Annotated in this window: 19 protein-coding genes and 1 pseudogene; 12 read left to right on the top strand and 8 right to left on the bottom strand. The window is 70.4% G+C overall.

Annotation, left to right across the window (positions count from 1 at the left end; translation table 11 throughout):
• Positions 1-32: 32 nt before the first annotated feature.
• Positions 33-1,373 (top strand): vWA domain-containing protein, encoded by a 1,341-nt coding sequence (locus tag AC5WRT_RS28735; RefSeq protein ID WP_496100747.1) that lies wholly within the window; start codon positions 33-35, stop codon positions 1,371-1,373.
• A 33-nt stretch (positions 1,374-1,406) separates the two neighbouring features.
• Positions 1,407-3,080, top strand: a complete 1,674-nt coding sequence (locus AC5WRT_RS28740; protein ID WP_496100748.1) for an FHA domain-containing protein — start codon at positions 1,407-1,409, stop codon at positions 3,078-3,080.
• 54 nt (positions 3,081-3,134) lie between these two features.
• Here the strand turns inward: AC5WRT_RS28740 and AC5WRT_RS28745 are convergent, their stop codons facing one another.
• Positions 3,135-4,112: a methyltransferase domain-containing protein gene (locus AC5WRT_RS28745; RefSeq protein WP_496097649.1), complete on the bottom strand. Its 978-nt coding sequence runs from the start codon at positions 4,110-4,112 to the stop codon at positions 3,135-3,137.
• A gap of 109 nt (positions 4,113-4,221) precedes the next feature.
• Positions 4,222-4,812 (bottom strand): annotated as a pseudogene (locus AC5WRT_RS28750) (sugar transferase); the annotation flags it as partial.
• A gap of 252 nt (positions 4,813-5,064) precedes the next feature.
• Between AC5WRT_RS28750 and AC5WRT_RS28755 the strand changes: the two are divergent.
• The 9 genes from AC5WRT_RS28755 to AC5WRT_RS28795 all read left to right on the top strand — a co-directional run bounded on the left by AC5WRT_RS28755 (position 5,065) and on the right by AC5WRT_RS28795 (position 14,522).
• Positions 5,065-6,063, top strand: a complete 999-nt coding sequence (locus tag AC5WRT_RS28755) for a UDP-glucuronic acid decarboxylase family protein (RefSeq protein WP_496100749.1) — start codon at positions 5,065-5,067, stop codon at positions 6,061-6,063.
• 59 nt (positions 6,064-6,122) lie between these two features.
• Complete coding sequence (locus AC5WRT_RS28760) at positions 6,123-7,031, top strand: WecB/TagA/CpsF family glycosyltransferase (RefSeq protein ID WP_496097651.1); 909 nt, start codon at positions 6,123-6,125, stop codon at positions 7,029-7,031.
• On the top strand, positions 7,022-7,888 hold the full coding sequence (locus AC5WRT_RS28765; RefSeq protein ID WP_496097652.1) for an FkbM family methyltransferase: 867 nt from the start codon (positions 7,022-7,024) through the stop codon (positions 7,886-7,888). The genes AC5WRT_RS28760 and AC5WRT_RS28765 overlap by 10 nt, the downstream gene beginning before the upstream one ends.
• A 407-nt stretch (positions 7,889-8,295) precedes the next feature.
• The gene (locus AC5WRT_RS28770) at positions 8,296-9,084 is read left to right on the top strand and encodes a glycosyltransferase family 4 protein (protein WP_496100758.1); all 789 of its coding nucleotides are present in this window, start codon (positions 8,296-8,298) and stop codon (positions 9,082-9,084) included.
• Positions 9,081-9,626: an acyltransferase gene (locus tag AC5WRT_RS28775; protein ID WP_496097654.1), complete on the top strand. Its 546-nt coding sequence runs from the start codon at positions 9,081-9,083 to the stop codon at positions 9,624-9,626. The genes AC5WRT_RS28770 and AC5WRT_RS28775 overlap by 4 nt, the downstream gene beginning before the upstream one ends.
• A gap of 32 nt (positions 9,627-9,658) precedes the next feature.
• Positions 9,659-10,984, top strand: a complete 1,326-nt coding sequence (locus AC5WRT_RS28780; RefSeq protein ID WP_496100750.1) for a glycosyltransferase family 4 protein — start codon at positions 9,659-9,661, stop codon at positions 10,982-10,984.
• Between the two features lie 169 nt (positions 10,985-11,153).
• Complete coding sequence (locus AC5WRT_RS28785; RefSeq protein WP_496097677.1) at positions 11,154-11,804, top strand: class I SAM-dependent methyltransferase; 651 nt, start codon at positions 11,154-11,156, stop codon at positions 11,802-11,804.
• 23 nt (positions 11,805-11,827) lie between these two features.
• Complete coding sequence (locus AC5WRT_RS28790; protein ID WP_496097678.1) at positions 11,828-13,360, top strand: oligosaccharide flippase family protein; 1,533 nt, start codon at positions 11,828-11,830, stop codon at positions 13,358-13,360.
• A 52-nt stretch (positions 13,361-13,412) separates the two neighbouring features.
• Positions 13,413-14,522, top strand: coding sequence for a glycosyltransferase family 4 protein (locus AC5WRT_RS28795; protein WP_496100751.1), 1,110 nt, complete (start codon positions 13,413-13,415; stop codon positions 14,520-14,522).
• A gap of 1 nt (position 14,523) precedes the next feature.
• On the opposite strand, the gene AC5WRT_RS28800 is transcribed toward AC5WRT_RS28795, so the two are convergent.
• The 4 genes from AC5WRT_RS28800 to gmd are packed head-to-tail and all read right to left on the bottom strand — an operon-like array spanning position 14,524 to position 18,528.
• Positions 14,524-15,153: a DapH/DapD/GlmU-related protein gene (locus AC5WRT_RS28800; RefSeq protein ID WP_496097657.1), complete on the bottom strand. Its 630-nt coding sequence runs from the start codon at positions 15,151-15,153 to the stop codon at positions 14,524-14,526.
• Positions 15,150-16,535, bottom strand: coding sequence for a hypothetical protein (locus AC5WRT_RS28805; RefSeq protein ID WP_496097658.1), 1,386 nt, complete (start codon positions 16,533-16,535; stop codon positions 15,150-15,152). Before AC5WRT_RS28805 ends, AC5WRT_RS28800 begins: the two co-directional genes overlap by 4 nt.
• A gap of 53 nt (positions 16,536-16,588) precedes the next feature.
• A complete protein-coding gene (locus AC5WRT_RS28810) occupies positions 16,589-17,458 on the bottom strand; it encodes a glycosyltransferase family 2 protein (protein WP_496097659.1) in 870 nt (289 codons plus the stop codon).
• A 23-nt stretch (positions 17,459-17,481) separates the two neighbouring features.
• Positions 17,482-18,528: a GDP-mannose 4,6-dehydratase gene (gene gmd / locus AC5WRT_RS28815; protein ID WP_496100752.1), complete on the bottom strand. Its 1,047-nt coding sequence runs from the start codon at positions 18,526-18,528 to the stop codon at positions 17,482-17,484.
• Positions 18,529-19,125: 597 nt separating this feature from the next.
• Here gmd and AC5WRT_RS28820 point away from each other — a divergent pair.
• Positions 19,126-20,172, top strand: a complete 1,047-nt coding sequence (locus AC5WRT_RS28820) for a GDP-L-fucose synthase family protein (protein ID WP_496097661.1) — start codon at positions 19,126-19,128, stop codon at positions 20,170-20,172.
• Positions 20,173-20,238: 66 nt separating this feature from the next.
• Here AC5WRT_RS28820 and AC5WRT_RS28825 read toward each other — a convergent pair whose 3' ends face one another.
• Entirely contained in the window at positions 20,239-21,048 is an 810-nt protein-coding gene (locus AC5WRT_RS28825; protein ID WP_496100753.1) for a glutaminyl-peptide cyclotransferase, read from the bottom strand.
• The gene (locus AC5WRT_RS28830; protein WP_496097663.1) at positions 21,041-22,867 is read right to left on the bottom strand and encodes a DUF4012 domain-containing protein; all 1,827 of its coding nucleotides are present in this window, start codon (positions 22,865-22,867) and stop codon (positions 21,041-21,043) included. The genes AC5WRT_RS28825 and AC5WRT_RS28830 overlap by 8 nt, the downstream gene beginning before the upstream one ends.
• Between the last annotated feature and the right edge of the window lie 47 nt (positions 22,868-22,914).

The raw sequence follows: 22,914 nt of genomic DNA on the forward strand, positions 1-22,914 counted from the left end.
CGGCAGGGCGGTCAAGGGGGATTTGAGTACGCATGGCCAATTTCTCGAAGCCGCACGTGCCGCAGTTCGCGATGGACGTCTACCAGAACGAGTACCTGCCGGAGGGCGGGCGCGAGGTCAACGCGATCGTCACGGTGACGGCCACCGGCGGGGGCACGATCGGCAGCGCCGCGTCCCACGTGTACCCGCAGGGCCACGGCCCGTCCGCGGCGATGGCGATCATGGTGGACTGCTCCGGTTCCATGGACTACCCGCCGGCCAAGATGCGGGGCGCCCGGGAGGCCACGGCCGCCGCGATCGACGCGCTGCGCGACGGCACGCACTTCGCGGTGATCGGCGGCACGCACGTGGCCAAGGAGGTCTACCCGGGGGGCGGGCGGCTCGCGGTCGCCGACAGCACCACCCGTGAGCAGGCCAAGCAGGCGCTGCGGCAGCTCGGCGCGGGCGGCGGCACGGCCATCGGCACCTGGCTGCGGCTCGCCGACCGGCTGCTGAACTCGGCGGACGTCACCATCCGGCACGGCATCCTGCTCACCGACGGCCGCAACGAACACGAGTCCCCGGAGGACCTCGGGGCGACGCTGGACGCGTGCGCCGGCCGGTTCACGTGCGACGCGCGGGGCGTGGGCACCGACTGGGAAGTGAAAGAAGTCACAGGCATCGCCTCGGCGCTGCTCGGCACCGCCGACATCGTCGCCGACCCGGCCCACCTCGCCGCCGACTTCACGGCGATGATGGAGACGGCGATGGGCAAGGAGGTCGCGGACGTCTCCCTCAGGGTGTGGACGCCGGTCGGCACCACCATCCGATTCGTCAAGCAAGTCGCGCCCACCGTCGAGGACTTGACCGCCCGGCGCACCGAGGCCGGGCCGCGCGCCGGGGACTATCCGACCGGGTCCTGGGGCGACGAGTCCCGCGACTACCACCTGTGCGTCCAGGTCCCGCCGGCCGGCCTGGGCCAGGAGATGCTCGCCGCGCGGGTCTCCCTGGTGGTGCCCCAATCGGACGGATCGGTACAGAACCTCGGCGCACAGGGGCTCGTACGGGCGGTGTGGACCGACGACATGGCGGCCTCCACCTCCATCAACCCCCAAGTCGCCCACTACACCGGGCAGGCCGAACTGGCACAGGTCATCCAACAAGGGCTCAGTCTCCGCAAAGCGGGCGATTTCGATGGCGCAACGGCCAAACTGGGACGCGCGGTTCAGCTCGCCAACGCCTCCGGGAACGCCGATACTGCGAAACTGCTTGCGAAGGTGGTGGACGTGGTCGACGCCGCGACAGGTACTGTGCGGTTGAAGACGAAGGTCGCGGAGGCCGATGAGATGACTCTGGAGACCCGGTCCACAAAGACTGTTCGTGTGAAGAAGTGACCCTGGAAGCGTAGGAGAAGGGGAAGCACCGACATGCCGACCTGCCCGAACGGACACCAGTCGGGTTCCGACGACTGGTGCGAGGTCTGCGGTCACCGCATGGCCGGTGCCGTACCTCCGCCCCCGCCGCCACCGCCGCCGGGCGGGTACGGCTTTCCGCCGCCCGGCGGCCAGGCCGGCGCACGCCCGCCGGGCTCGTCGGCCTCGGAGCCCGAGCTGTGCCCGCAGTGCCGTACGCCTCGCGAGGGCGGCGCGCCCTTCTGCGAGGAGTGCCGGTGGAACTTCCTGACCAACACGGCGACCTCGTACACCCCGGCCGCGCCGCGCCCGCCGCAGCCGCGGTTCCAGCCGCCGAGCGCCACCTACGGCGGCAATGACGGGTACGAGTACCAGGGCTCGCGACCCTCGCAGATGAACCGTCCCGCCGAGCCGATCCCGTCCTTCGGCAGCGAGCCCTCGGGCCCGACGCCGTTCGGCGGCCCCGCCCGCGGCCCGTCGGGCCCGCCGACCTCCCCCGGCCCCTCCGGCTTCGGCGGGGGACAGGGGCCGGGCGGTCCCGGTGCGTCCGGTGGCCCGTCCGGCTTCGGCGGGGACCCCGGCCAGGGTCCCGGCGGCCAGGGTGGGCCCGGCGGTCCGTCCGGCTTCGGCGGCGGACAGGGGCCGGGCGGTCCCGGTGCGTCCGGTGGCCCGTCCGGCTTCGGCGGCGGCCCGGGTCAGGGACAGGGTCCCGGCGGTCCTTCCGGCTTCGGCGGGGAACAAGGGCCGGGCGGTCCCGGTGCGTCCGGTGGCCCGTCCCGCTTCGGCGGCGGCCCGGGTCAGGGACAGGGGCCCGGTGGTCCTTCCGGCTTCGGCGGGGGCCCCGGCCAGGGTCCCGGCGGCCAGGGTGGGCCCGGCGGTCCGTCCGGTCCGCCGCCGTTCGGACGCGAGCCATCGGGTCCCGGTGGCCCCTTCGGCCGTGAGGGCTCCGGCCCCGGCGGGCCCGGCCCCTCCGGGTTCGGCGGCGCCCCCTCGCGTCCCGTTCCGCCACAGCCCGGTCCGACCCCGTCGGCCGGTCCCGGTGGTGCCCCGCAGGCGTTCCAGCAGTCCGGCCCGCCCGCGCCGCCCGCGTTCCCGCGCGAGACCGGCCGGCCCGCCGACGGCCCGCCCTCGGGCGGCCCCTCGTTCGGCGGCGGTGACGACGACTGGGTGATCTCCCCTCCCTCCTCCGGCGGCCCCGGCGGCGGTCAGGGTGGCGGGTACGGCTATCCGCAGCCCGGTGTCACCCAGGCCCCGCCCGGACCGGGCGGATTCCCGCAGCAGCGGGCCACCTGGACGGCGACCGTCGGCCCGGACCGCGCGTACTTCATGGCGATGATGCAGCGCTCGGGCCCCGAGGCCGCGGGCCTGAACCTGCCCGCGTACTCGCCCGAGCAGCAGCGCACGCTCAGCGGCAACCAGGTGACCATCGGCCGCCGCCGGCACTCCACCGGTGACACCCCCGACATCGACCTGTCGGTGCCGCCGGAGGACCCGGGCGTCTCGCACCAGCACGCGGTGCTGGTGCAGCAGCCGGACGGCAGTTGGGCGGTCGTCGACCAGAACTCGACCAACGGCACCACAGTCAACATGTCCGAGGAGCCGATCCAGCCGTTCGTCCCGGTACCGCTGCAGGACGGCGACCGGGTGCACGTGGGCGCCTGGACGACGATCACCGTCCGGCGCGGCTAGGGGGTTTCGCCGCGGCCTGTCCGGCCTGATCCAGACGAAACCCCTCAGCAGGAGTCAGGGCAGGGGCCAGGCGTACGGACCTTCCGGCGCGTCCAGCCACGCCCAGACGTGCTCTGCGCCGACCGTGACGCCGTATCGCTCGCGCTCCGGCAAGCCCTCGCGCTCCCACAGCGCGTAGGCCTCCTGCGGATCGAGGGCGCCCCTGGTCAGCGCGAGCAGGAAGCGGAACGACTCCTGCTCGCGGGCCCCGCCCGGCAGCCCGGCGAGCGAGACCCCGCCCGGCACCCGGCGGCGCTCGCCGCGCAGCGGCACGAAGTAGGCGGCCGTGGGCAGGAAACGGCCCTCGCCCCCGGCCGCGTCCCGCACCGTGAGCGCGAGCAGTCCGGTGGCCAGCGGGGCGAGGATCCGGCCACCGGGACGGCACTGGGCGAGCCAGACGCGCGGGACCGTGGACAGTTCGCAGGTGGCCATGATCCGGTCGAACGGGGCGCGTTCGGGCACCCCGCGCGCGCCGTCGCCGGTGACGGCGACCGGGTGGAACCCGGCCGCCCGCAGGTGCCGGCAGGCCGACTCGGTGATCTCCGGTTCCAGCTCGACGGTGGTGACGAGGCTGTCGTCGCCGAGCCGGTGGGCGAGCAGGGCCGCGTTGTAGCCGGTGCCCGCGCCCACCTCCAGGACCCGGTCGCCGTCCTCGATCTCCAGCGCGACCAGCATCCGCGCCATCAGTGAGGGCCGGCTGCTGGAGGAGACCTGCTCCCCGTCGCGCAGCCGGGTGACCAGCGGCACGTCCTCGTAGGCACCGCGCACCCAGCGCGCACGGGCCTCCGGGTCGGGACTCTCCCCCCAGCGGCGCTCGTAGCCACGCGGACCGGCGACGTAGTAGTACGGCACGAACAGGTGCCGGGGCACCGCCGCGAACGCCTCCCGCCACACCGGGTCCCCCGACCAGACCTCCTCGGCGTCGATCTCCCGCACCAGTGCGGCCCGCGCGGCGGCGGCCAGACGCTCGGTCTCGGTGTCGTAGGCACCCATGGGTCCACAGTAGGGCTGTCACTTCGCCACGGAGAGGCCGACGCGTGACGGGAGGTTCGTCGGCGCCATGGGGCGCGAGTTGCCCCGCGCGTCGCCCGGGCCTGCTCACTCAGTAGGCACCGCTCCCGCGCAACACCGCGGGAAGAGTGCGGAAGAGGATCGACAGGTCCAGCTTGAGGGACCACGTGTCGACGTAGTCCAGGTCCAGGCGGACGGCCTCTTCCCACGCCAGGTCCGACCGGCCACTGATCTGCCACAGTCCGGTGAGTCCCGGCCGAACCCGCAGGCGACGGCGCGCCTCCCCGGTGAACGCCGAGTCCTCGACCGGCAGCGGCCGGGGACCCACCAGGGACATCTGCCCCTTCAGCACATTGACCAACTGCGGCAGCTCGTCCAGGGAATAGCGCCGCAACCAGCGTCCGGTCGCGGTCACGCGCGGGTCGTCGCGGACCTTGAACAGGTGCCCGTCCGATTCGTTGCGCGCCGCCATGGCCTTGCGCATCCTCTCGGCCCCGACGCACATCGTCCGCAGCTTGAGGACCTCGAACTCCTGCCCCCGCCAGCCCGTTCGCCGCTGACGGAAGAGAAGGGGGCCCGGCGTGTCGACCTTCACCGCGACGGCGGCCGCCAGGAGCAGCGGCGCCAGCAGCAGGAGCAGAAGGGCGGCCCCCACCACGTCGATGGTGCGCTTGACCGCTCGGTCCGGCCACGGTGAGTGCCGCCACCATGCCGACGCGTGGTGAGCCGTCTCCACAGCGGATACCACCATTTAACACCTCCTTTGGGTTGAACAGGTGAAACGCCCCTGCCCAGACGCATGTCAACAAACCAAATGCCTCAATTGGCGCATGAGTGAGCAATAGATAGATACACGACATATGCCAGAACTTTGGCAGTGGACACTGCGACTTGCCCCCGTCCGGCCTTGGGCGGTGCGGCCGAAAGGACCTGCATGCGTGCGGTAGTGACGGGCGGGGCCGGGTTCATCGGTTCCCACTTGTGCGAACGGCTCCTCCACGACGGCCACGAGGTGGTCTGCGTGGACAACTTCGCGACGTCCGGCCCGGGCAATGTCGAACGCCTCGGGGCCGAGCGGAACTTCCGGCTGGACGAGGTGGACGTCACCCAGGGCCTGGACGTGCCCGGCCCCGTGGACGCCGTGTTCCACCTGGCATCTCCCGCTTCCCCCGCGGACTACCTGAGACTGCCCCTGGAGACGCTTCGCACGGGGTCGGCCGGCACCTGGCACGCGCTGGATCTGGCAGCCGCGAAGGGTGCCCGCTTTCTGCTGACCTCCACCTCCGAGTCGTACGGCGACCCGCTGGTGCACCCCCAGCCGGAGAGCTACTGGGGCCATGTCAACCCCGTCGGCCCCCGCTCGGTGTACGACGAAGCAAAACGCTTCGGTGAGGCACTGACCACGGCCTACCGCAGACACCGCGGCGTGGACGCCAAGATCGTGCGCATCTTCAACACCTTCGGCCCGCGGATGCGCGCGGACGACGGAAGGGCCATCCCCACCTTCGTCGGCCAGGCACTGCGCGGAGAGCCGATCACGGTGTCCGGCGACGGAAGCCAGACCAGGTCGCTGTGTTACGTGGACGACCTGGTCGACGGACTGCTGCGCATGCTGGCGAGCGATCACGGCGGCCCGGTCAACCTGGGCAACCCCCACGAGGTCTCCATGCTCGAGCTGGCCGAGTGGATCAGGAAGCTGACCCGGACCACCTCCGAGATCACCCTGATTCCCCGTCCCGAAGACGACCCGGAACGACGCCGCCCGGACATCACCCTGGCCCGTGAGCTGCTGGGCTGGGAGCCCACGACCCCGGTGGAACAAGGCCTGCGCGACATCATCACCGACTTCCGGATCCGCCTGGCCTCCGGGGCCTTCGCCGAGGGCGGAAGAGGGCCCGTCGCGTCACCGCTGACGGCCGCGGCCCGCGCATGACCGCTCCAGCGACCAAGGAGCGAACGCCGGGCCCGCGCACGGCCCCCGTGGTCCGATGCATGGGGGTGCCCATCACCGCACACACCCGGGAGAGCGCCGCCCGTGACGTCGTGCACCTCGCCCGACGGATCCGCGCGACCCGCCTCCCGGGCCGGGGAGTTGCCGTCGACGCACTCCATGTCACCGACCCGGTTCCCCGTGGCGACGTGCACCTGTGCAACGCCTACACACTGGCAGTCGCCGACCGGGACCCGGAGTTGCACGGCATCCTCAGCGCAGCGCCCCTCAACCTCCCGGACGGTCAGCCCGTCGTCTGGGCCAACCGGCTCCTGCACCGGGGCACGGCTCTGCCCGCCACCCGCGTCTACGGTCCGGACCTCTTGCTGGACGTGTTCGCCCTCGGCCGGAGCAGCGGGCTGCGCCACTACCTCCTCGGTTCCACCCCGCACGTGCTGGACGCCCTGGAACGGGAACTGCGAAGCCGCTTCCCGAACGCCCTGATCACCGGCACCTGCTCCCCCCCGTTCCGGCCCCTGACAGCTCAGGAGACGCGGAAACAGCAGGAAGACATCCGGTCGGCCGAGGCGGACATCGTCTGGGTGGGACTGGGCACTCCGAAGCAGGACCGATGGGCCGCCGAACTGTGCACCGCACTGCCCGTCGTGGCCGTCGCGGTGGGCGCGGCCTTCGACTTCATCGCCGGCACCAAGCCGCAGGCGCCGCATTGGATGCGGCGCAGCGGGCTGGAGTGGGTGTTCCGTCTCGGGTGCGAGCCGCGGCGCCTTTGGCGTCGCTACCTGTTCGGCAATACGCGGTTCGTATGGGGGGTGACCAAGCAGTCGGCCGAGGCCATGGCGCGGCCTGCCAAGACGCACAAGGCTGCCTCGTCCTCTGCTGGGGAAGAGCGACGACCGTCCCAGGCCGCCGGACCATCAGGAGATTCGGGGAGAGGCAACGCATGTCATTGATCGGCAAGGTGCGGTGGACGCTGCGGCATCCCGCGTTCACGGCGCAACCGGCAGCCTCGCTGCTGCGGCTCGCCGCTTGGCGGGCACGTACCGCGGTAGGTGTCGGGGCCACCGTCTCGCTCGGGCACTGCGCAACCCGGATGTGGTGTCCGCCGGAGTGGCGGGGCAACGCGAAGCTGACGTACCTCTGGCGCAACGCCTACGAGTCCGAACTGGCCCAGCTTCACCGTTGGGTCGGCCCTGGCGACCATGTTGTGGACGTCGGCGCCCATTACGGCGCGTACACGCTTCCCATGTCACGGGTCGTCACCGAGACCGGACTGGTCATCGCGCTGGAGCCGTCGAGGCACGCGCGCGCGGTGCTGTCCAGGAATATCCGGCTCAACAGCGCGGGCAACATCCGTGTACTGCCGGTCGCCGCAGGAAGGGACACCGCCCGAGGCGTCCTGCACATCCACCGTGACCGGTCCCGTTCCTCCCTGGCCAGGCTCCCCGAGGCTGCGACTGCCGAGGAGGCCGTCGAGGTGGCGCGGCTCGACGACGTGGTGCCGAGGGACCGGCGAATCGCGCTGATCAAGATGGACATCGAGGGATACGAGCAGTTGGCCCTGGAGGGGGCCGGCTCGATCCTGACCGAGGACAGGCCCGTGGTCATCTTCGAGTACACACCCCCGGCCGCTGCCGGCGCCGACCTGCCCGCCCGGGGGGCCTGGGACGCACTGGTCGCGTACGGCTATCGGATGCACCGGGTCACGGACAGCGGTGAGGTCCGCCCGGTGTCGGACCCCGAGCACCGCTGCGGCAGCACGGACAACGTTGTCGCCATCCACCCGGCTGCTGAGGGGCGGGCAGCATGAGACACGGAGCGCGCAGGCGGGTCGTCGTCGTACAGCCGTACCTGCCGAGTTACCGCACCCGTTTCTTCGAGCGCGCGCACGAACGTCTGGACGCTCGTGGAGTCACCCTCGAGGTGCTGCACGGTCCGCCGCCACCGGGCCAGGACGCCCGACGGGATGCGGCCTCCTGTTCCTGCGCGACCGAAGTGCCCACCGCACGCCTGCTCACCGTGGGCAGCGTGTCCGTGGACTGGCACCGTGTCGGTCGTCGTGCGGGGTCCGCCGATGCGGTCGTGCTCGAACAGGCGTTGCACAGTCTGGAGGCGTTTCCGCTGGCCCTGCGCCGACGGAAGTCACTGCGGCGCAGACACCATCCGGCGGTGGCCTTCTGGGGCCACGGCCGGACCTACACACGGCCGGTGAACCGCATGGAGGCACGCGTCAAGGACGCCTTGACGAGGCAGGGCAACTGGTTCTTCGCCTACACCGAGGGGGGCGCAGATCACCTTGCCCGTCGGGGCTTTCCGCGCAGCCGGATCACCGTGGTGCGCAACTCCGTCGACACCGTGGCGCTCGTCGAGGCTCGCGACCGTGCCTGCCGACAGGAAACGGCGGAATACGCACAAGCCGATGCCCTCAGGCGACGTCACGGCCTGACCCCAGGCCGTACGGCCCTCTACCTCGGGGGCCTGGACGCGCCCAAACGCATCTCCTTCCTGTTGGACTCCGTCGAGCGCATCGTCGGCGAACTGCCCGGATTCCGGCTGCTGGTCGCCGGAGAGGGCATGCACAGGCACCTGGTGGACGCTGCAGCGAGCCGACCGGGAAGCCCGGTGATTCCCCTTGGCCGAGTGACGGGAGCGGACGCCGCGGTGCTGGGCACGGTCAGCGACGTCATGCTGATGCCGGGACGGGTCGGCTTGTGCGCTGTGGACTCCTTTGCGCTGCGCACCCCGATCGTGACGACCGACTGGCCGTGGCACGCCCCGGAGTTCGAGTACCTGGTGCACGGGCGAAACGCCTTGGTCGTACCCGATGCCCTGGATGCCTACAGCACCGCCGTCGTCGCCCTCCTTCGCGACGACGACCGGCTGGCGTCGTTGCGTGCTGCCTGTACGCGGAGCGCGGCCGAATACACGGTCGAAGGGATGGCCGAGAGATTCTGCGAGGGCGTCATGGGCATGCTCGCGTCCCAAGATGGAGGTCCCGATCGGTGAAGCGGCGGCTTCGAACCGCCTGGGAGCACCTGCACAGGCTCTACGCGGTACGGCAGAACGTGCACCTCTGCCGCGGTGTGCGGATCGGCATGGGGTCGGTGCTGTGGGCACCGAAGAATCTCTCGGTGGGCCGGGACGTGTACATCGGCAAGGGATGCACCATCGAGGTCGACGGCACGATCGGCGACTGCGTGCTCATCGCCAACCGAGTGGGAATCGTCGGCCGCACCGACCACGCCATGCGGCAGGTCGGGATCACGGTCCGCCATGCCGACTGGGTCGGTGACCATCCGCAGCGGCTGAGCCGGCCCGTGCACATCGGCCCAGACGTGTGGATCGGATACGGAGCCGTCGTACTCAGCGGCCTCACTATCGGCCGCGGCGCGGTGGTGGCGGCCGGGGCCGTCGTCACCGCAGACGTGCTCCCGTACGACATCGTCGCGGGCAATCCCGCGGCGCCTGTCGGCCGGCGCTTCGGCGCCGACGAGATCGCCGAGCACGAGTGGCTTCTCAGCGCAGGCGCCCCCCCGTCCGACGGCTGACCGGACGCGTGGGCACGGTCGAAAGGAGCGGGATGGAAGACGTCGAGGTCCGGCGGGGAGAGCAGGAACAGGACGGGGGCGGTGTTCGGCCGCTGCGGATCGTCCTCGTCTCCTATCGCTGCGACCCGGACCGGGGCACGGAACCCGGCCTGGGCTGGGCGTGGGCCGAAGCGCTCGCGCGACGCGGGCACAGTGTGGACGTCCTCACTCGCCGCGACGGGGACAACGTCCGGAACATCGCCCGCCGCATCGCTGAACTGGGGCCCCTGCAAAACCACGTCCGACCGCATTTCGTACCCGAGCGCACGCTCCCCCGGTGGATCGCCGCGGTGCCGGGCCCGCTGCGGGACCAGGCGCAGGAGTTCGTGAGCTACAGCGGCTGGCAGAACAACGCCCTGGACTACGCACGTCTGCACGGTCTCTCCAGCACCGACCTCGTGCATCACGTCTCGTACGGTTCCCTGGTGGGCGGCAGCGCCCTGCGGCAGCTGGGACCGCCTCTGGTGTTCGGCCCCGTGGGGGGCGGTCAGACGGCTCCGTTCAGTCACCGCCGGTTCTTGGGTTCCGGGTACGGACGCGAACTGGTACGGGAACTGCTGTGGGTCCGTGCCCTCAGCCACCGCCGCACGTGCCGGGCGACCGTGCGGGAAGCCGCAGCCGTCCTGACCACCAACACGGACACAGCCCGGCGCGCCCGCCGCCTCGGCTGCCGGAACCCCATCATGCACCTGGCCGACGGAGTACCGGGCGACCTGGTGCGGGCGACGACCCCGGCACGGCGGACATCCGGTGGACTCACCGTGCTGTGGGTGGGGCGGCTGGCCGCGTTCAAGGCGCCGCAATTGGCCCTTCAGACATTCTCCCGGCTGAAGAAGCGCGTTCCGGAAGCACGCCTGGTCTTCCTCGGGGACGGCCCGCTGTGCGGGGCGATGGAAGACCTCGCGTCACGCCTGGGCGTGGCCGAGGCGGTCCGGTTCCGCGGCCGGGTAGCCTGGGGGCAGGCTCTGCAGGCCTACGACGAGGCCGACGTGCTGCTGTTCACCAGCCTCCGCGACTCGTCCGGTGTGCAGACCCTCGAAGCCTGGTCACGGGGACTGCCGGTGGTGCACCTGGACCATCAGGGCATCGGCGACTTCTCCGCTCCCGGGGGAGCCGTCGCCGTGCCGCTCGGAGATCCGGCGGACCTCCCGGATCGCATGGCCCAGGCCCTCCACGACGTGCTTGCCGACGATGAAGCGCGAGCGCGCATGGCGGAGGCGGCGCTGCGCTGGGCACGCAGACACACCTGGGCGGCCAAGGCGGAGACAGCGGAACGGCTTTACCTCGAACTGCTCCGGGGCCGGCCCCCGGCGCACTGAAGGAAGACGCCGGATGAGTCGCAACTCCCCGCCGACTTTTGCGACGTGTCGCCCCCAGGCATCAGGGCCCACCACGGCAGTATGTGCATCGAATGAGCACAAATGGTGCAATGGAGGAAAATTGCCTGAACCAGGGTTTTTCGTACACGGCCTCGCCACCGGACCAGTCATGGAGGAACGAGACGACCTCCTTCTCCGTCTGTGCGCCGGCCGCCGGGTGGTTCACGTCGGCTGCGCCGATCATCCCTTGACAGAAGAGCGTCTGCGTGATGGGTCGATTCTCCATGCCCGACTGATGAAGGACGCCGCCGAGGTGCTGGGCGTGGACATCGACCCGGTGGGCATCGAGAAGTTGCGCACCCGTCTCGGAGGCCGGTATCTGCTGCAGGACCTCACCGACAGCCGAGCCGCAGACGCGGTCGCGGAGTTCAGGCCCGATGTCATTCTGGCCGGCGATGTCATCGAACATGTACGGGACGCCGCTTCGTTCCTCCGTGGTATCTCCGGGCTGATGCGCGAAGTGGGGGACGGCGTGGAGCTGATCCTCTCCACGCCGAACGGCCTGAGCGCCAAGACACTGCTCAACACACTGGCAGGGGTGGAGAAGATCCATCCGGACCACGTGTACGTCTTCACCCCCGCGTCACTGACCCGGCTCGTGCGGGACTGTGGCCTGTCACCCCAGGGCTTCACCTTCTACCACGTCAACTCCGGTGACGGGGTGCGAGCCCGCTTGCAAGGGGCGATCTGCCGCGCCGCAGCCAGGCTGCGCCCGGCCTTCGCCGCAGGCCAGGTCCTGGTGTGCAAAGCCGTCGCTTGAAGCGCGTCCACGGACGGTCTTGTATGCGGGTCACAGGACACCGCTGGGATCCGGGTCGCGCGGCCACTCGAGTCCTCATCAGTCTCGGCTGGAACTACGCGGCGGCCATCGCCACCGCGCTCCTCCAACTCGGGTACGCGGCCTGGACGGGTCGGGTCGCCTCGACCGAGGCGTTCGGAGCATACGCGATTGCCGTCACCGTGACCCAGCTCGTCGGCTACCTCTCCAATGGCGGGCTGGCCACCCACGTCCTGCGGGTCGAACAGCTGACCGGCTCCCTGGTACGCGCGGCGATGCGTCTCGGCACCGCATACGGGGTCGTCGCGTTCACTGTGCTCCAGTCGGTTGCTTCATGGTGCGGTGCTCTGTGGCAGATGCCGGCCCTGCCCCTCATGCTCAGGGTGCTGAGCTGCCAGTTGTTCGTGCAGCCGGCGGCCGCGGTGGCCGTCACCGCTCTGCGCCGCATCGGGCTGGTCCGCGCGGCCGTCACATGCGAACTGACGGCGCAAGCCGGTGGCGTGGCGGTCGGTACTGCGCTGTTGGCCTGCGGCTTGAAGTCGTTCGGTCTGGCTGCGGCGCAGCCGACCACCGCGATGCTCACCGTGGCCCTGGGCTCACTCGTGATCGCCGTTCGGTCGCCGATTCCCGACGGCTCTCCGGTACGGTCCCGTGATCTGGTGATGCCGTCCGGCCTCCTGGCCGGTTACGGCCTTCTGGAATTCGCCACCAGCAATGCTCCCATGTGGGCGGTGGGCCGTGTGTTCGGAGCGGGCATCACCGGCGCCTATTCTCGCGCGAACGTTGTCACTGGCCTGACATCCCAATTCCTCTTCCAGGGACTCAACTCGGCTGCCACTCCCGCCCTCGCCGAACGGCGCAAGCAGGGGCTTGCAGGAGCGCCGGCCGTGGCGCACGTCGTTTGCACCGCTTCCGCCGGGGCACTCATCGGATTCGGTGCGCTGGCCGGTATCGGGCCGACCGCGCTCCACGTGCTGCTCGGCGACGGCTGGGACAGAGCCTCCGAGCTGGTTCCCCTGCTGGCCCTGGGAGCCGCGGCGACTCTCCTGTGTCGATCCGGGATGATCATCGACCAGGTGTGTCACGCCACCAGAGCCCTGCTGCGGACACAGATCGCGGCGGCAGCCCTCACCGCCGCCGCAATCTGCGCCGCGGTCGCGTGGCAGAGCCTGCTTCTGCTCACCGCCGCGGGGGCGATGGGGCAAATGGCGGGGCACGTCGTCCAGGTGGTGGGCTGGCACCGCCACGGGCTGGTGCACGCTTCCTTCGTCGTCCGTACGCACGTCGTGCACGGGCTCGTCGGTGCGGCGCTGGGTGCGGCGGCCATGTGCGGCACCTTCGGTCGACCGCCCACGACAGGACTGGTCTGGGGCCTGGCGTGCATGGTGCCGGTGGTGCTCGTGTGCACGCTCGTGCGCCGGAGGATCCCGGTGTATGCGGCCGCCGTCGCCACGGGGCTGTGTCCGTCGCCGGGGGCCGGACGCAGGGCGGGGCCCCTGGATCACGTTGCACTCTCCGAGCAGGCGGAAGGACGCTGACATGCACATCGGACTGGCAGGGCCGGTGGACCTCGCTCCACTCGCCGCGTACGTGCCCGGGCCGCTGCCCGAGGTCTATTCCTTCGGCCTCCTGGGCTGGCTGGCCCGCAGTTGGCTGGAGGCTGGGCACCAGGTGACCGTCTATGCGTTGAGTCCTGCGGTGCGGGAGCGACGCATCCACGGGGCGGGTGACCCGCTGCGGATCGTCGTGGTACCTCAGCGGCCACGGGCCCGGCACCGGCTCCGGGACTTCTTTCGGGCCGAACGACTGGGTCTGGCGGCGGCCATGCTGGAATACCCGGCCGACGTCGTCAGTGCGCACTGGACCTACGAGTTCGCTCTGGCAGCCGAGGCCACGGGACTGCCCGCGTTCGTCACGGCACACGACACGCCGCTTCGGTCCGCTTGGGAAATGCGCAGCGCCTACCGGTGGCTTCGGCACTCACTCGCCGTGGCCGCCGTCCATCGGGCCACTGCCCTGAGCGCGGTGAGCCCCTACGCCGCCCGACATCTGCAACGGTGTCTGGGCGTTCGCCGGCATGTCGAGGTGATTCCCAACGGAGTCGAGCTGGACGCCCTCCCCCGCGCCGGCACGCCACGTGCAACGCATACCCCCGTCTTCGCCTCCGCCTTGCACGGTTGGGGCCCCCTGAAGAACGGCAAGGGCTTGCTCCGGGCCTTCCAACTGGCGCGCAAGCAGGTCCCAGGGGGGAGGCTCCTGATGTTCGGTGACGGTTTCGGCCCGGACGGCCCGGCAGCCCGCTGGGCCGCTCACGAGCGACTCGGGGCAGGGGTCGACTTCGTGGGAACGACGGACCGTCACGTGATGCTGCGGCGCTTCTCCGAGGAAGTGGACGTACTGGTTCACCCGTCACGGGTGGAGTGCTTCCCCATGATCCTCGTGGAGTCCATGGCTGTGGGCATTCCGTCAGTGGCCGGTGCGCGGAGCGGCGGCGTCCCGTGGGTACTGGACGGGGGCCTGGCGGGGGTTCTCACCGACGTCGACAACCCGGTGAAGCTGGCCGAGGCCATGTCGGACCTGGCCCGCGACCGGGCGCGCCGAACGCGTCTTGCCCATGTGGCTCAACATCGCGTCGCAACACACTTCCAGATCCATGGCGTGGCCCGCGCCTATGCGGACTGGTTCTCGCGAGGCTGCTGACTCAGCCGTCGTGAACGCCGACCCTGGTGGGCGGTGAGGTGTGACGGAGGGGACGAAGGACGCGGCAGGGATTTCCGGCGGCGACCACGTGGTCGGGCAGCGACGAGGTGACGACGCTCCCGGCACCCACCACGGTACCTTCACCAATGGTGACTCCCTTGAGCACGATCGCCCGCGCGCCGAGGAACACGTCGTTTCCGATGCTCACGGGGGCGGAAGCGGCCGCGGTTTCGGGAGCCGACCTGCGCGGACAGACGTCGACCGGGTGGAAGTCCGTGTCAGAGATGAGGACGTCGGCTCCGACCAGGACACGGGCGCCGATGTCGACCCTCGTCGCAGCGCACACGGTTGCTCCGCTCAGACCGGTGTCGGGGCCGATTCTGATGACCGCGCCCGGGCGCAGGGTCCGCAGGATGACCGGTCGGGCAACGCCGAGGGCCGTCCACGGTGTCCGCGAGACCAGTACGACGCGATCGCCCAGAAGGACGTCCGAGCCGGGAACCAGGCCGATCACGGGCGCACCCACCGCTCGTACGTGCGTGCCGGTCCGCACCCCCGACCGTCGCAGACGGAGTTCTCCGTTCAGCATGAGTGCTTTCGCCTGTGCGGCCCGTACGGCCCGAGCGATCATAGGGAAGCTCCTCGCACCGTCGGCGCGGCCAGCACGTCATCTGCCGGACGTACGGCGCTCTTCGGGAACGGGATGGGTGGCACGCCGTGCGACCCGCTCCCGGACGTAGCGCAAGCGGCGCGTGTACGCAGGTACCACATGCACAGCCCCAGCAGTACGCCCTGTTCCGGACCGGCCGAGTAGGTGACGAAGAAGACGAGCTGACCGACCATCAGCACGCGCAGCGTCACATCCCAGGGACCTTTCGAACTCAACCGCCGCCACGTCAGCACGTACCAGCCGATCAGCAGCACGAGGCTGAAAAGCCCCAGCCGCAGCAGGAGATGCACGTAATAGTTGTGTGGTCCTACGGTGACCAGACCACCTCCGACGACACGGTCGTAGCCGGCTCCGAAAGGCACGCCGCTCAGCCATTCGGACGGTGACCTCGGCAGAAGCTGTTGCCAGCCCGCCAGACGCCATTCGAGCGTACTGTTGCTCCTCCGCACCTCATCGAACGAAGTGACGATCGCATTGCCGACCGTGCCGAAGGTGCCCAGTTGGTACATCAGCACCACAAGAGACACGGACAGCCCAGCGAAGGCCGCAGACAGCGACCCACGCCTGTGGGTGACGGTGCTCAGCACGAACCCCACCATCACCATGGCCACCGTCACCACCCAGATGGTGCGGTGCTGCAGAAGAACGACGAAGAGCAGAAGCACCAGAGCGGGGGTCGCGCGGCGGAGCCGACCCGGGACGGCAACGGCCTCCGTCCTCGCCCTCTGTTCAGCGGGTGCGTACAACAGCAGGACGGCAGCCTGCGCCAGGACGAGAGCGGCTGCCGCCGGCACAGGTCGGGGATCGATCACCGTTCCGTCGGCGGTGGCGCGATAGGTGACCGCGTGCAGCCCGTGCCTCGCCCAACCGATCAGGCACAGTCCGGCGTATGCAACTGCCGCTGCACCCCACGCTCGTCTGACGGCACGCTCCAGCGACACCCCTGCGGGCATCGTCGCGGTGTAGAGCGCGGCGGCCAACAAGTACCAGGCGGACATGCGGACGTCGTTGACTGCCGGCTGCAGGCCGAACATGCCGATGCCGCGCAGCGTCGAGTACAGGGTGAGAGCCCCCAGCCCCAGCAGCGGCCCCAGTCCGGCCCGCCTCGGCACGCCATGAAGCAGCAGCCTGCCGAGGCCGACGCCTGCCGCGCACAGGGACAGGGCATCCGCCGGGTAGACGTGGATGCCCAGCACCAGTGCAGAGCTCTGGCCGGCCACTGAGTCCCAGGCATGGACGGCCATGAGGAGGAGAACGCCGACCCCGTGGTGTCTGATGAGAATCCACAGGAGGCCACTTGTAACAGCGGACACCATAAGGAAGGTGAGCAGCGGCTGTTGCACGGTTGATCCGTCCTGCAGGTGGTGGGAAGGCAGCGGTCGGCCACCATGAAGGCTCACGCACTCCGCGGCGAGGGGGCGATCGAGCGCAACAGCGCCTTGGTGTACGGGGAACAAAAGATGAGCGGGGCCCAGACTCCGAGGTGACGGCGGCAGTAGCGCCACCATGGCCCCGGAGGCTGTTCTCGCACCGAGGCCACCCGACGGAGTGCCAGTCTCGGTCCGATGCCGGGCTCCGCGGAGGTGCCGGGTGCTCGCGCCGGGTTCTGGTCACAACTACCGAGATACCCTGCGGCCAGCAGAACCGGGATACCTGCTCGGCGGGCCCGCAGCCCGTAGTCGAGGTCGCCCAGACGATGGGGGAACACCCGGTCGATGTCCCCGAGCATGCGTCGGGCGGCGGCCGTCACCAGGACGATGTTGCCGTTGCCCGTGTCGCACGCCCGGGGACCCTCGGCATCCGGTTCGAGGCGTACCGCGGAAGGCGGACGGAAGCCGCCTGTCCGAGTCATGCGGTAACCGCTGTACGTCGCCCCGGGAACAGTACTGGACCGCGTGGCTCCCACAACGACGACCGGATGACGCCGCGGGTCGGCAGTGCAGAGGAGCGTCGCGACCGCATGCGGATGAAGGACCACGTCGTCGTTGAGCCACAGCACGTGTGCGTCGGCCGGCGCCCGCTGTGCGGCGATCGCCATGCCGGTACCCCAGTACACATCCGGTCCCACCGTCACCACATCGGTGCCGGGGAACGCCGCGCGGACCGCGTCGGCGGTACCGTCGCTGCTGCCTGCGTCGACCAGGTGCACGCCGATGGACACGTCCCTGGGCAGACCCACCTGGACCTGCAGCGAGCCCAGCGCTCGCAGAGTGTGCTCGCGCCGGTTGTGACAGGCCATCAGTACAGCCAGCTGCCGCGTTGCCACGGTGTCACGCAGGGGTGGCGCCGTCACCTCATGACCGCCGTCAGGAGCTCGAGGGAAGCGCCCGACGCGGGCAGCGGATCGACGTTCGCCCCTCTCAGCGCCGCGAGCTCGGCGTCGACCATGAGCCGGGCCAGTTCCGGAGTGAGCACCCTCGGACGCCAGCCGAGAACCCGGTTCGCCTTGGACGCGTCCCCGACCAGGTCGTCCACCTCGGACGGGCGCAGGTACCGTTCGTCGAACCGGACGTGGTCACGCCAGCTGAGCCCGACGTGGGTGAAACAGTGCTCGACGAAGTCGCGGACGCTGTAGCTGGTGCCGGTGGCGACGACATAGTCATCGGGTTGGTCCTGTTGCAGCATCCGCCACATCGCTTCCACGTACTCCGGCGCATAGCCCCAGTCGCGCCGAGCCTCCAGGTTGCCCATGTAGAGCTCGCTCTGGAGGCCCGCCTTGATGCGTGCGGCGGCCATGGCGACCTTCCGCGTGACGAAGGTCGGTCCGCGGCGCGCAGACTCGTGATTGAACAGAATGCCGTTGACCGCGTAGATGCCGTACGCCTCGCGGTAGTTGCGGGTCACCCAGTAGGCGTAGACCTTGGCGACGCCGTAAGGGGAGCGGGGGTGGAAGGGGGTGTCCTCGTTCTGGGGCGGAGGCACCGCGCCGAACATCTCGGAACTGGAGGCCTGGTAGAAGCGGCAGGGCAGGTTTGTGGTCCGAATGGCCTCGAGTAGCCGGGTGGTGCTCAGCCCAGTGGTGTTGCCGGTGAACTCGGGCTCGTCGAACGACACTCGTACGTGTGACTGGGCAGCCAGATGGTAGACCTCGTCGGGCCGCAACCGCTCGAGCAGACCTGCGATCCGGGTGCCGTCGGTCAGATCGCCGTAGTGCAGGAAGAGACGAGCCTCCGGGTCGTGCGGATCTCGGTAGAGATGCTCGATGCGTTGCGTGTTGAAGGTCGAGGCGCGGCGGACGATTCCGTGGACCACATATCCCTTCTGCAGCAACAACTCTGCCAGATAGGAGCCGTCCTGACCGGTGATACCGGTGATGAGCGCCGTCTTTACCGTCACGCGCACTCCTTTACTGGGCTGTCGGAACAGGAATACACACCGGGATGGTGCGACGAGGTGACAAGAGCCTGGAAAGTGAGCCACGGAAATCCAGAAAACAGCCTCGGCCTGCACTCACTGGATTTGACGTTGCCTGAAGTCACTGTCGCGACCTCACTGGACCGACGAGCGCCTGGCGGCAGGCAGAAATCGAGTACATTCATCTCCAGGTCAGGTTCGGAACGTGTCCCAGCGTCTTCAACATGTCGATTCCCGGCTGGTTACGTACCGCACGGCATGTTTTCCGGCGCGTCTCGCCACTCGACATCGGAGGTTCGGCGCACACAGGCCCGACGGGAGCGGGCGGAGTGCCACTCCGAACTCAGGCGACTCGAGCGCCAGGCCAGGATACGGAAAAGCCCCACTCTTCTTTCTGAGCTGTTTCCGGTGTGTCGCACTTGGTGCTGGTCGACAATCGTTCGTCGGGTACTGGTCGGCGCTTGGACGGCACGCGTTGTGCGCGCCTTACACACTGACTGTGCTCACGCAGGGATGCTCCTCTCAGCCACATGAACACACGGCCTGACGAGACGTCAGAGAGAGGAAACGGCACGATCCATGGCCATCCGCACGAACACCGGCCCCGACGTCCCACGTCCAGCCGCCGCAGCGCCGAGGGCCCCGGCCGCAGCGCCGGCCGGGGCGCTCCGCCGCCCCCTCGACCGCTCGTCTCGCGTGTTCGTCGCCGGGGGACGGGGGCTCGTCGGCTCCGCGGTGTGCAGGGAACTGGTCCGCAGGGGCTTCACCGACGTGGTCGGACCCGGCTCGGCGGAGTTGGACCTGCGGGACCGCCGGGCCGTGTGCGACTGGTTCGCCGCCACGCGCCCCGACGTCGTCGTACTCGCAGCAGCGCGCGTAGGCGGGATCAGGGCGAACGCCACCCACCCCGCCGAGTTCCTCTCCGACAACCTGCGCATCCAGGTCAACGTTCTGGACGCTGCCCTGGAGCAGCGGGTGGAGCGGCTGCTGTTCCTCGGGTCCAGTTGCATCTACCCCAAGTTCGCCGAGCAGCCCATCCGGGAGGAGGCGCTGCTGACGGGTCCGCTCGAGCCGACCAACGACGCCTACGCCATCGCCAAGATCGCCGGGATTCTCCAGGTGCAGGCGGTGCGGCGGCAGTACGGCCTGCCCTGGATCTCCGCCATGCCGACCAATCTGTACGGTCCCGGCGACAACTTCCACCCCGAGCACGCGCACGTGCTGCCGTCCCTGATCCGGCGCTTCCACGAGGCGAAGGAGTCGGGGGCGCCGCGCGTGGTGAACTGGGGCAGCGGGTCGCCGCGCCGGGAGTTCCTGCACGTGGACGACCTGTCCCGGGCATGTCTGCATCTGCTGGAGCACTACGACGCAGACGGCCCGGTCAACGTCGGCACCGGCACGGACCTGACCATCCGTGAACTGGCGGACATGGTCGCGGAGGTCGTCGGGTATCAGGGGCGTGTCGAGTGGGATCCGAGTCAGCCGGACGGCACCCCGCGCAAGCTCCTCGATGTCTCCCGGCTCACCGCGCTGGGCTGGGCACCCCGCATCGAACTGCGCGAGGGACTCGGCCAGACGTACGCCTGGTACGTGGAGAACCTGGGATCCGACGTCCTGCGGCGATGACCGGCGACGCCGGTACGCGACGACGCGAGGGCCGGCACCGCTCGAGTGGTACCGGCCGCCCGTCCGTCAGGCCGGCACGAACACGACTCGGAACATCTTGGGCCAGAACTTCCCGGTGATCAGGAACTGGCCCGTTCCGGGGACGGCCGCGATGCCGTTCAGCGTGGATCCCGGGACGAGTTCGTCGCCGCGCAGCAGGCCCGACGCGTCGATGGTCGCCGTCACCGCTCCGGTGGCGGGATCGATGCGCATGATCCGGTCGGTGAAGAGCACGTTGGCGTACACGACGGAGCCGACGCACTCCAGCTCATTGAGGTTCGTGACCGGGCGGCCCTGATCGGTCACGGTGACCCCGCCCGTCCTCGCGAGCGTCCGCGCGTCTCGGAACGTCAGACGCGCCGAGCCGTCGCTCGTCACCAGCCGGTGCCGCGCCCGCTGGAAGCAGGCGCCCCAGCCGTCGTCGGGGTAGGGAACGCGGCGCAGTTCCGCGAGCGTCCTGGTGTCGCGCTCGATGGCGATGCGGTTGCGCCAGGTGAGCTGCCACAGGGTCCGGCCGAGCACGGTGATCCCCTCTCCGAAGAGAGGTGCGGGCAGCACGGCCCGGACCGTGGGCGGTCTGCCCGGGGGCCCGGACCGTACGGAGGATCCTCCGGACAGACCGGTGCTCTCGTAGAGCGTGCCGTCGGCCATCTCGAGGCCCTCGGTGAACGCCTTCGGGTCGTGCCGCAGGACCTCGAGGACCTTGACCCGCAGGTGCTCGACCCGGCGGGCGGCGGGCGGCCGTTCGTCGGCGGCCGCTCGTGCGGCCGCGCACGCTCCGAGGGCGAGCGCACCCGACAGCATCAGGGCGCCGGCCCGCCGCATGCGCTCACGCACCGCACGTGCCGTTCGCCTTGAGCGTGGTGCGCAGCGGTGTCACCAGGGGCTGCCGCAGCACGGTGGGCGTGCCGTTCGCATGGGGTTCCAGGAGGTGCAGGACCAGCGTCCGGTGGGATCGGGCAGGTAGTTCCAGGTCCAGGGTGTACACGGAGTGGCCGCGTTCGACGCCGGGTGCGAGCAGAGCGGGCCGGCCGTCCAGGGTGGCGCCGGTGAGCCTGGCGCCGACGCCCGCGTAGTACGACACCAGGAGCCGGTTGTCGCCCGGCCGGGTGCGGTAGGGCGGGCGGTCGTCCCGTTGCGTGACGTAGTCGGGCAGGCCGGAGGTGGGGGCCCGGTTGGTCAGGGTCACCGTTGCCGTGACCTGACGCTCACCGCCGAAGCAGCCGCCCGCCTCCCAGAGCAGGCTCCGGTCGAGGTAGTAGTCCAGCTTGGAGCCCGCCGCGTTGTTCAGCACGAGCCCGGCGAAGGGGCCGGGAGTGTCCGGGAGCGTGCCCGAGTAGGGGCGCGATTCGAGGAGGCGCTGCTCCTCCGCGTGGGCGCTCCACACCTTCAGCCGCCCGTCCCGCTCGACGTCGTGCAGGGCGACAGCCAGTGCGGGCAGCAGGCGGGAGTTGTCGACGGCGGCCATCAGCGGCGCGGCGGCGGCGCGGGCCGCGTCGACGAAGAACGCCTTGCGCCGGGCGACGTCGTGGTATTTCGCGTAACTGACGCGTTCGGTGAGGTCCACGACGTTGTCTGCGGTGAGTTGGGTGCCGTCGGCCGTGCGGGCGGGGCCGGTGACCCGCAGCAGGCGGCTCAGTGTGGCGGGGTCGACGGCGATGGCGCCGTCCACGTGCTCGCCGGTGTGCTTGCGCCACGCGGCGGCCCAGATGCGGGCCGCGTAGGGGAAGTGCGGGCTCATGTTGGAGTTCTCCCACACAGTGGTGGGTTCGTCGCCCCGGTAGCGCGCCGCGTAGTCGGCTCCCAGGTGGACGTCCGCCTTCGCCTCGGCCATCTCGGTGTTGTTGCCGAACCGTTCGAAGGCCAGATGGCCCCGGTCGGCCCGCAGCACGGCGAAGGCTCCGGGCAGGCCCCCGGTGCCGCGTGCCTCGGCGAAGTTCTGGAACGCGAGGAAGTAGCGCCGTTCTCCCTGGAGGCCGAGCATGGACGGCAGGACGCGGGCCGCCACGGACGCGTCGGCCGTCACCGGGACCAGGTGGTCCGTCTGCAGCGCGAGTTGGGCCCGGGCGCGGTCCGCCGCCGGCAGCCATGTGAATCTGGGCAGCCCGTGCACGTCGGTCTGCACCTGAGCCGCCACCCGCGCGGCCCGGACGATCTGCGGAGCGTGCGTCCGCAGTGCCGTGAGGGCCTCTGCCATCCCGGCGCCGTGGCTGTGCGCAGTGGGCTGCGGCAGGGCGTGGGCCAGCGGAGCCAGGACGTCGCCGGCCAGTCGGTCCGCCGCGTACGCGGCGCCGCGCACGGTCCTCAGCGGGCTGCCGAGGAAAGGCACATGGGCGGCCGTGTACCAGGCCGGTCCGGTGGTGAGGTGATGCGCGCGAGCCGCGTGCGCGGCTGCCGAACGGAGCGCCAGGTCTCGCTTCTGCGTGGACGGGAGAGCCGCAGGGGAGGCGGAGGCCGACGCGGGGACGGCCGCCACCGACTGCCGCAGGGTGTCGAGGTCTTGTCGGGCCGCCAGCAACTCGGAACGGGCGAGCACCCCGGTGACGCCGATCCAGACCGCGCCGGCAAGCAGGGTCGCCCCACCGGCCGCCAGGGCGATCCGGAGGACGCGGCGGCGGGGCGGTGTCCGGTCGTCGGGGCGGTCGGGCCCGGGCATGGGGACAGCGTCCCGGCCTCGGCCGGGACGCTGTTGCTCCGCCGTGC

This window comes from Streptomyces sp. NTD91 (assembly GCF_059510455.1).

Bases quoted from the DNA above. Each gene is read 5' to 3' on its own strand.
- AC5WRT_RS28735 (WP_496100747.1), top strand. From the start codon at position 33: ATGGCCAATTTCTCGAAGCCGCACGTGCCGCAGTTCGCGATGGACGTC.
- AC5WRT_RS28740 (WP_496100748.1), top strand. From the start codon at position 1,407: ATGCCGACCTGCCCGAACGGACACCAGTCGGGTTCCGACGACTGGTGC.
- AC5WRT_RS28745 (WP_496097649.1), bottom strand. From the start codon at position 4,112: ATGGGTGCCTACGACACCGAGACCGAGCGTCTGGCCGCCGCCGCGCGG.
- AC5WRT_RS28755 (WP_496100749.1), top strand. From the start codon at position 5,065: ATGCGTGCGGTAGTGACGGGCGGGGCCGGGTTCATCGGTTCCCACTTG.
- AC5WRT_RS28760 (WP_496097651.1), top strand. From the start codon at position 6,123: ATGGGGGTGCCCATCACCGCACACACCCGGGAGAGCGCCGCCCGTGAC.
- AC5WRT_RS28765 (WP_496097652.1), top strand. From the start codon at position 7,022: ATGTCATTGATCGGCAAGGTGCGGTGGACGCTGCGGCATCCCGCGTTC.
- AC5WRT_RS28770 (WP_496100758.1), top strand. From the start codon at position 8,296: ATGGAGGCACGCGTCAAGGACGCCTTGACGAGGCAGGGCAACTGGTTC.
- AC5WRT_RS28780 (WP_496100750.1), top strand. From the start codon at position 9,659: ATGGAAGACGTCGAGGTCCGGCGGGGAGAGCAGGAACAGGACGGGGGC.
- AC5WRT_RS28785 (WP_496097677.1), top strand. From the start codon at position 11,154: ATGGAGGAACGAGACGACCTCCTTCTCCGTCTGTGCGCCGGCCGCCGG.
- AC5WRT_RS28790 (WP_496097678.1), top strand. From the start codon at position 11,828: ATGCGGGTCACAGGACACCGCTGGGATCCGGGTCGCGCGGCCACTCGA.
- AC5WRT_RS28800 (WP_496097657.1), bottom strand. From the start codon at position 15,153: ATGATCGCTCGGGCCGTACGGGCCGCACAGGCGAAAGCACTCATGCTG.
- AC5WRT_RS28820 (WP_496097661.1), top strand. From the start codon at position 19,126: ATGGCCATCCGCACGAACACCGGCCCCGACGTCCCACGTCCAGCCGCC.
- AC5WRT_RS28830 (WP_496097663.1), bottom strand. From the start codon at position 22,867: ATGCCCGGGCCCGACCGCCCCGACGACCGGACACCGCCCCGCCGCCGC.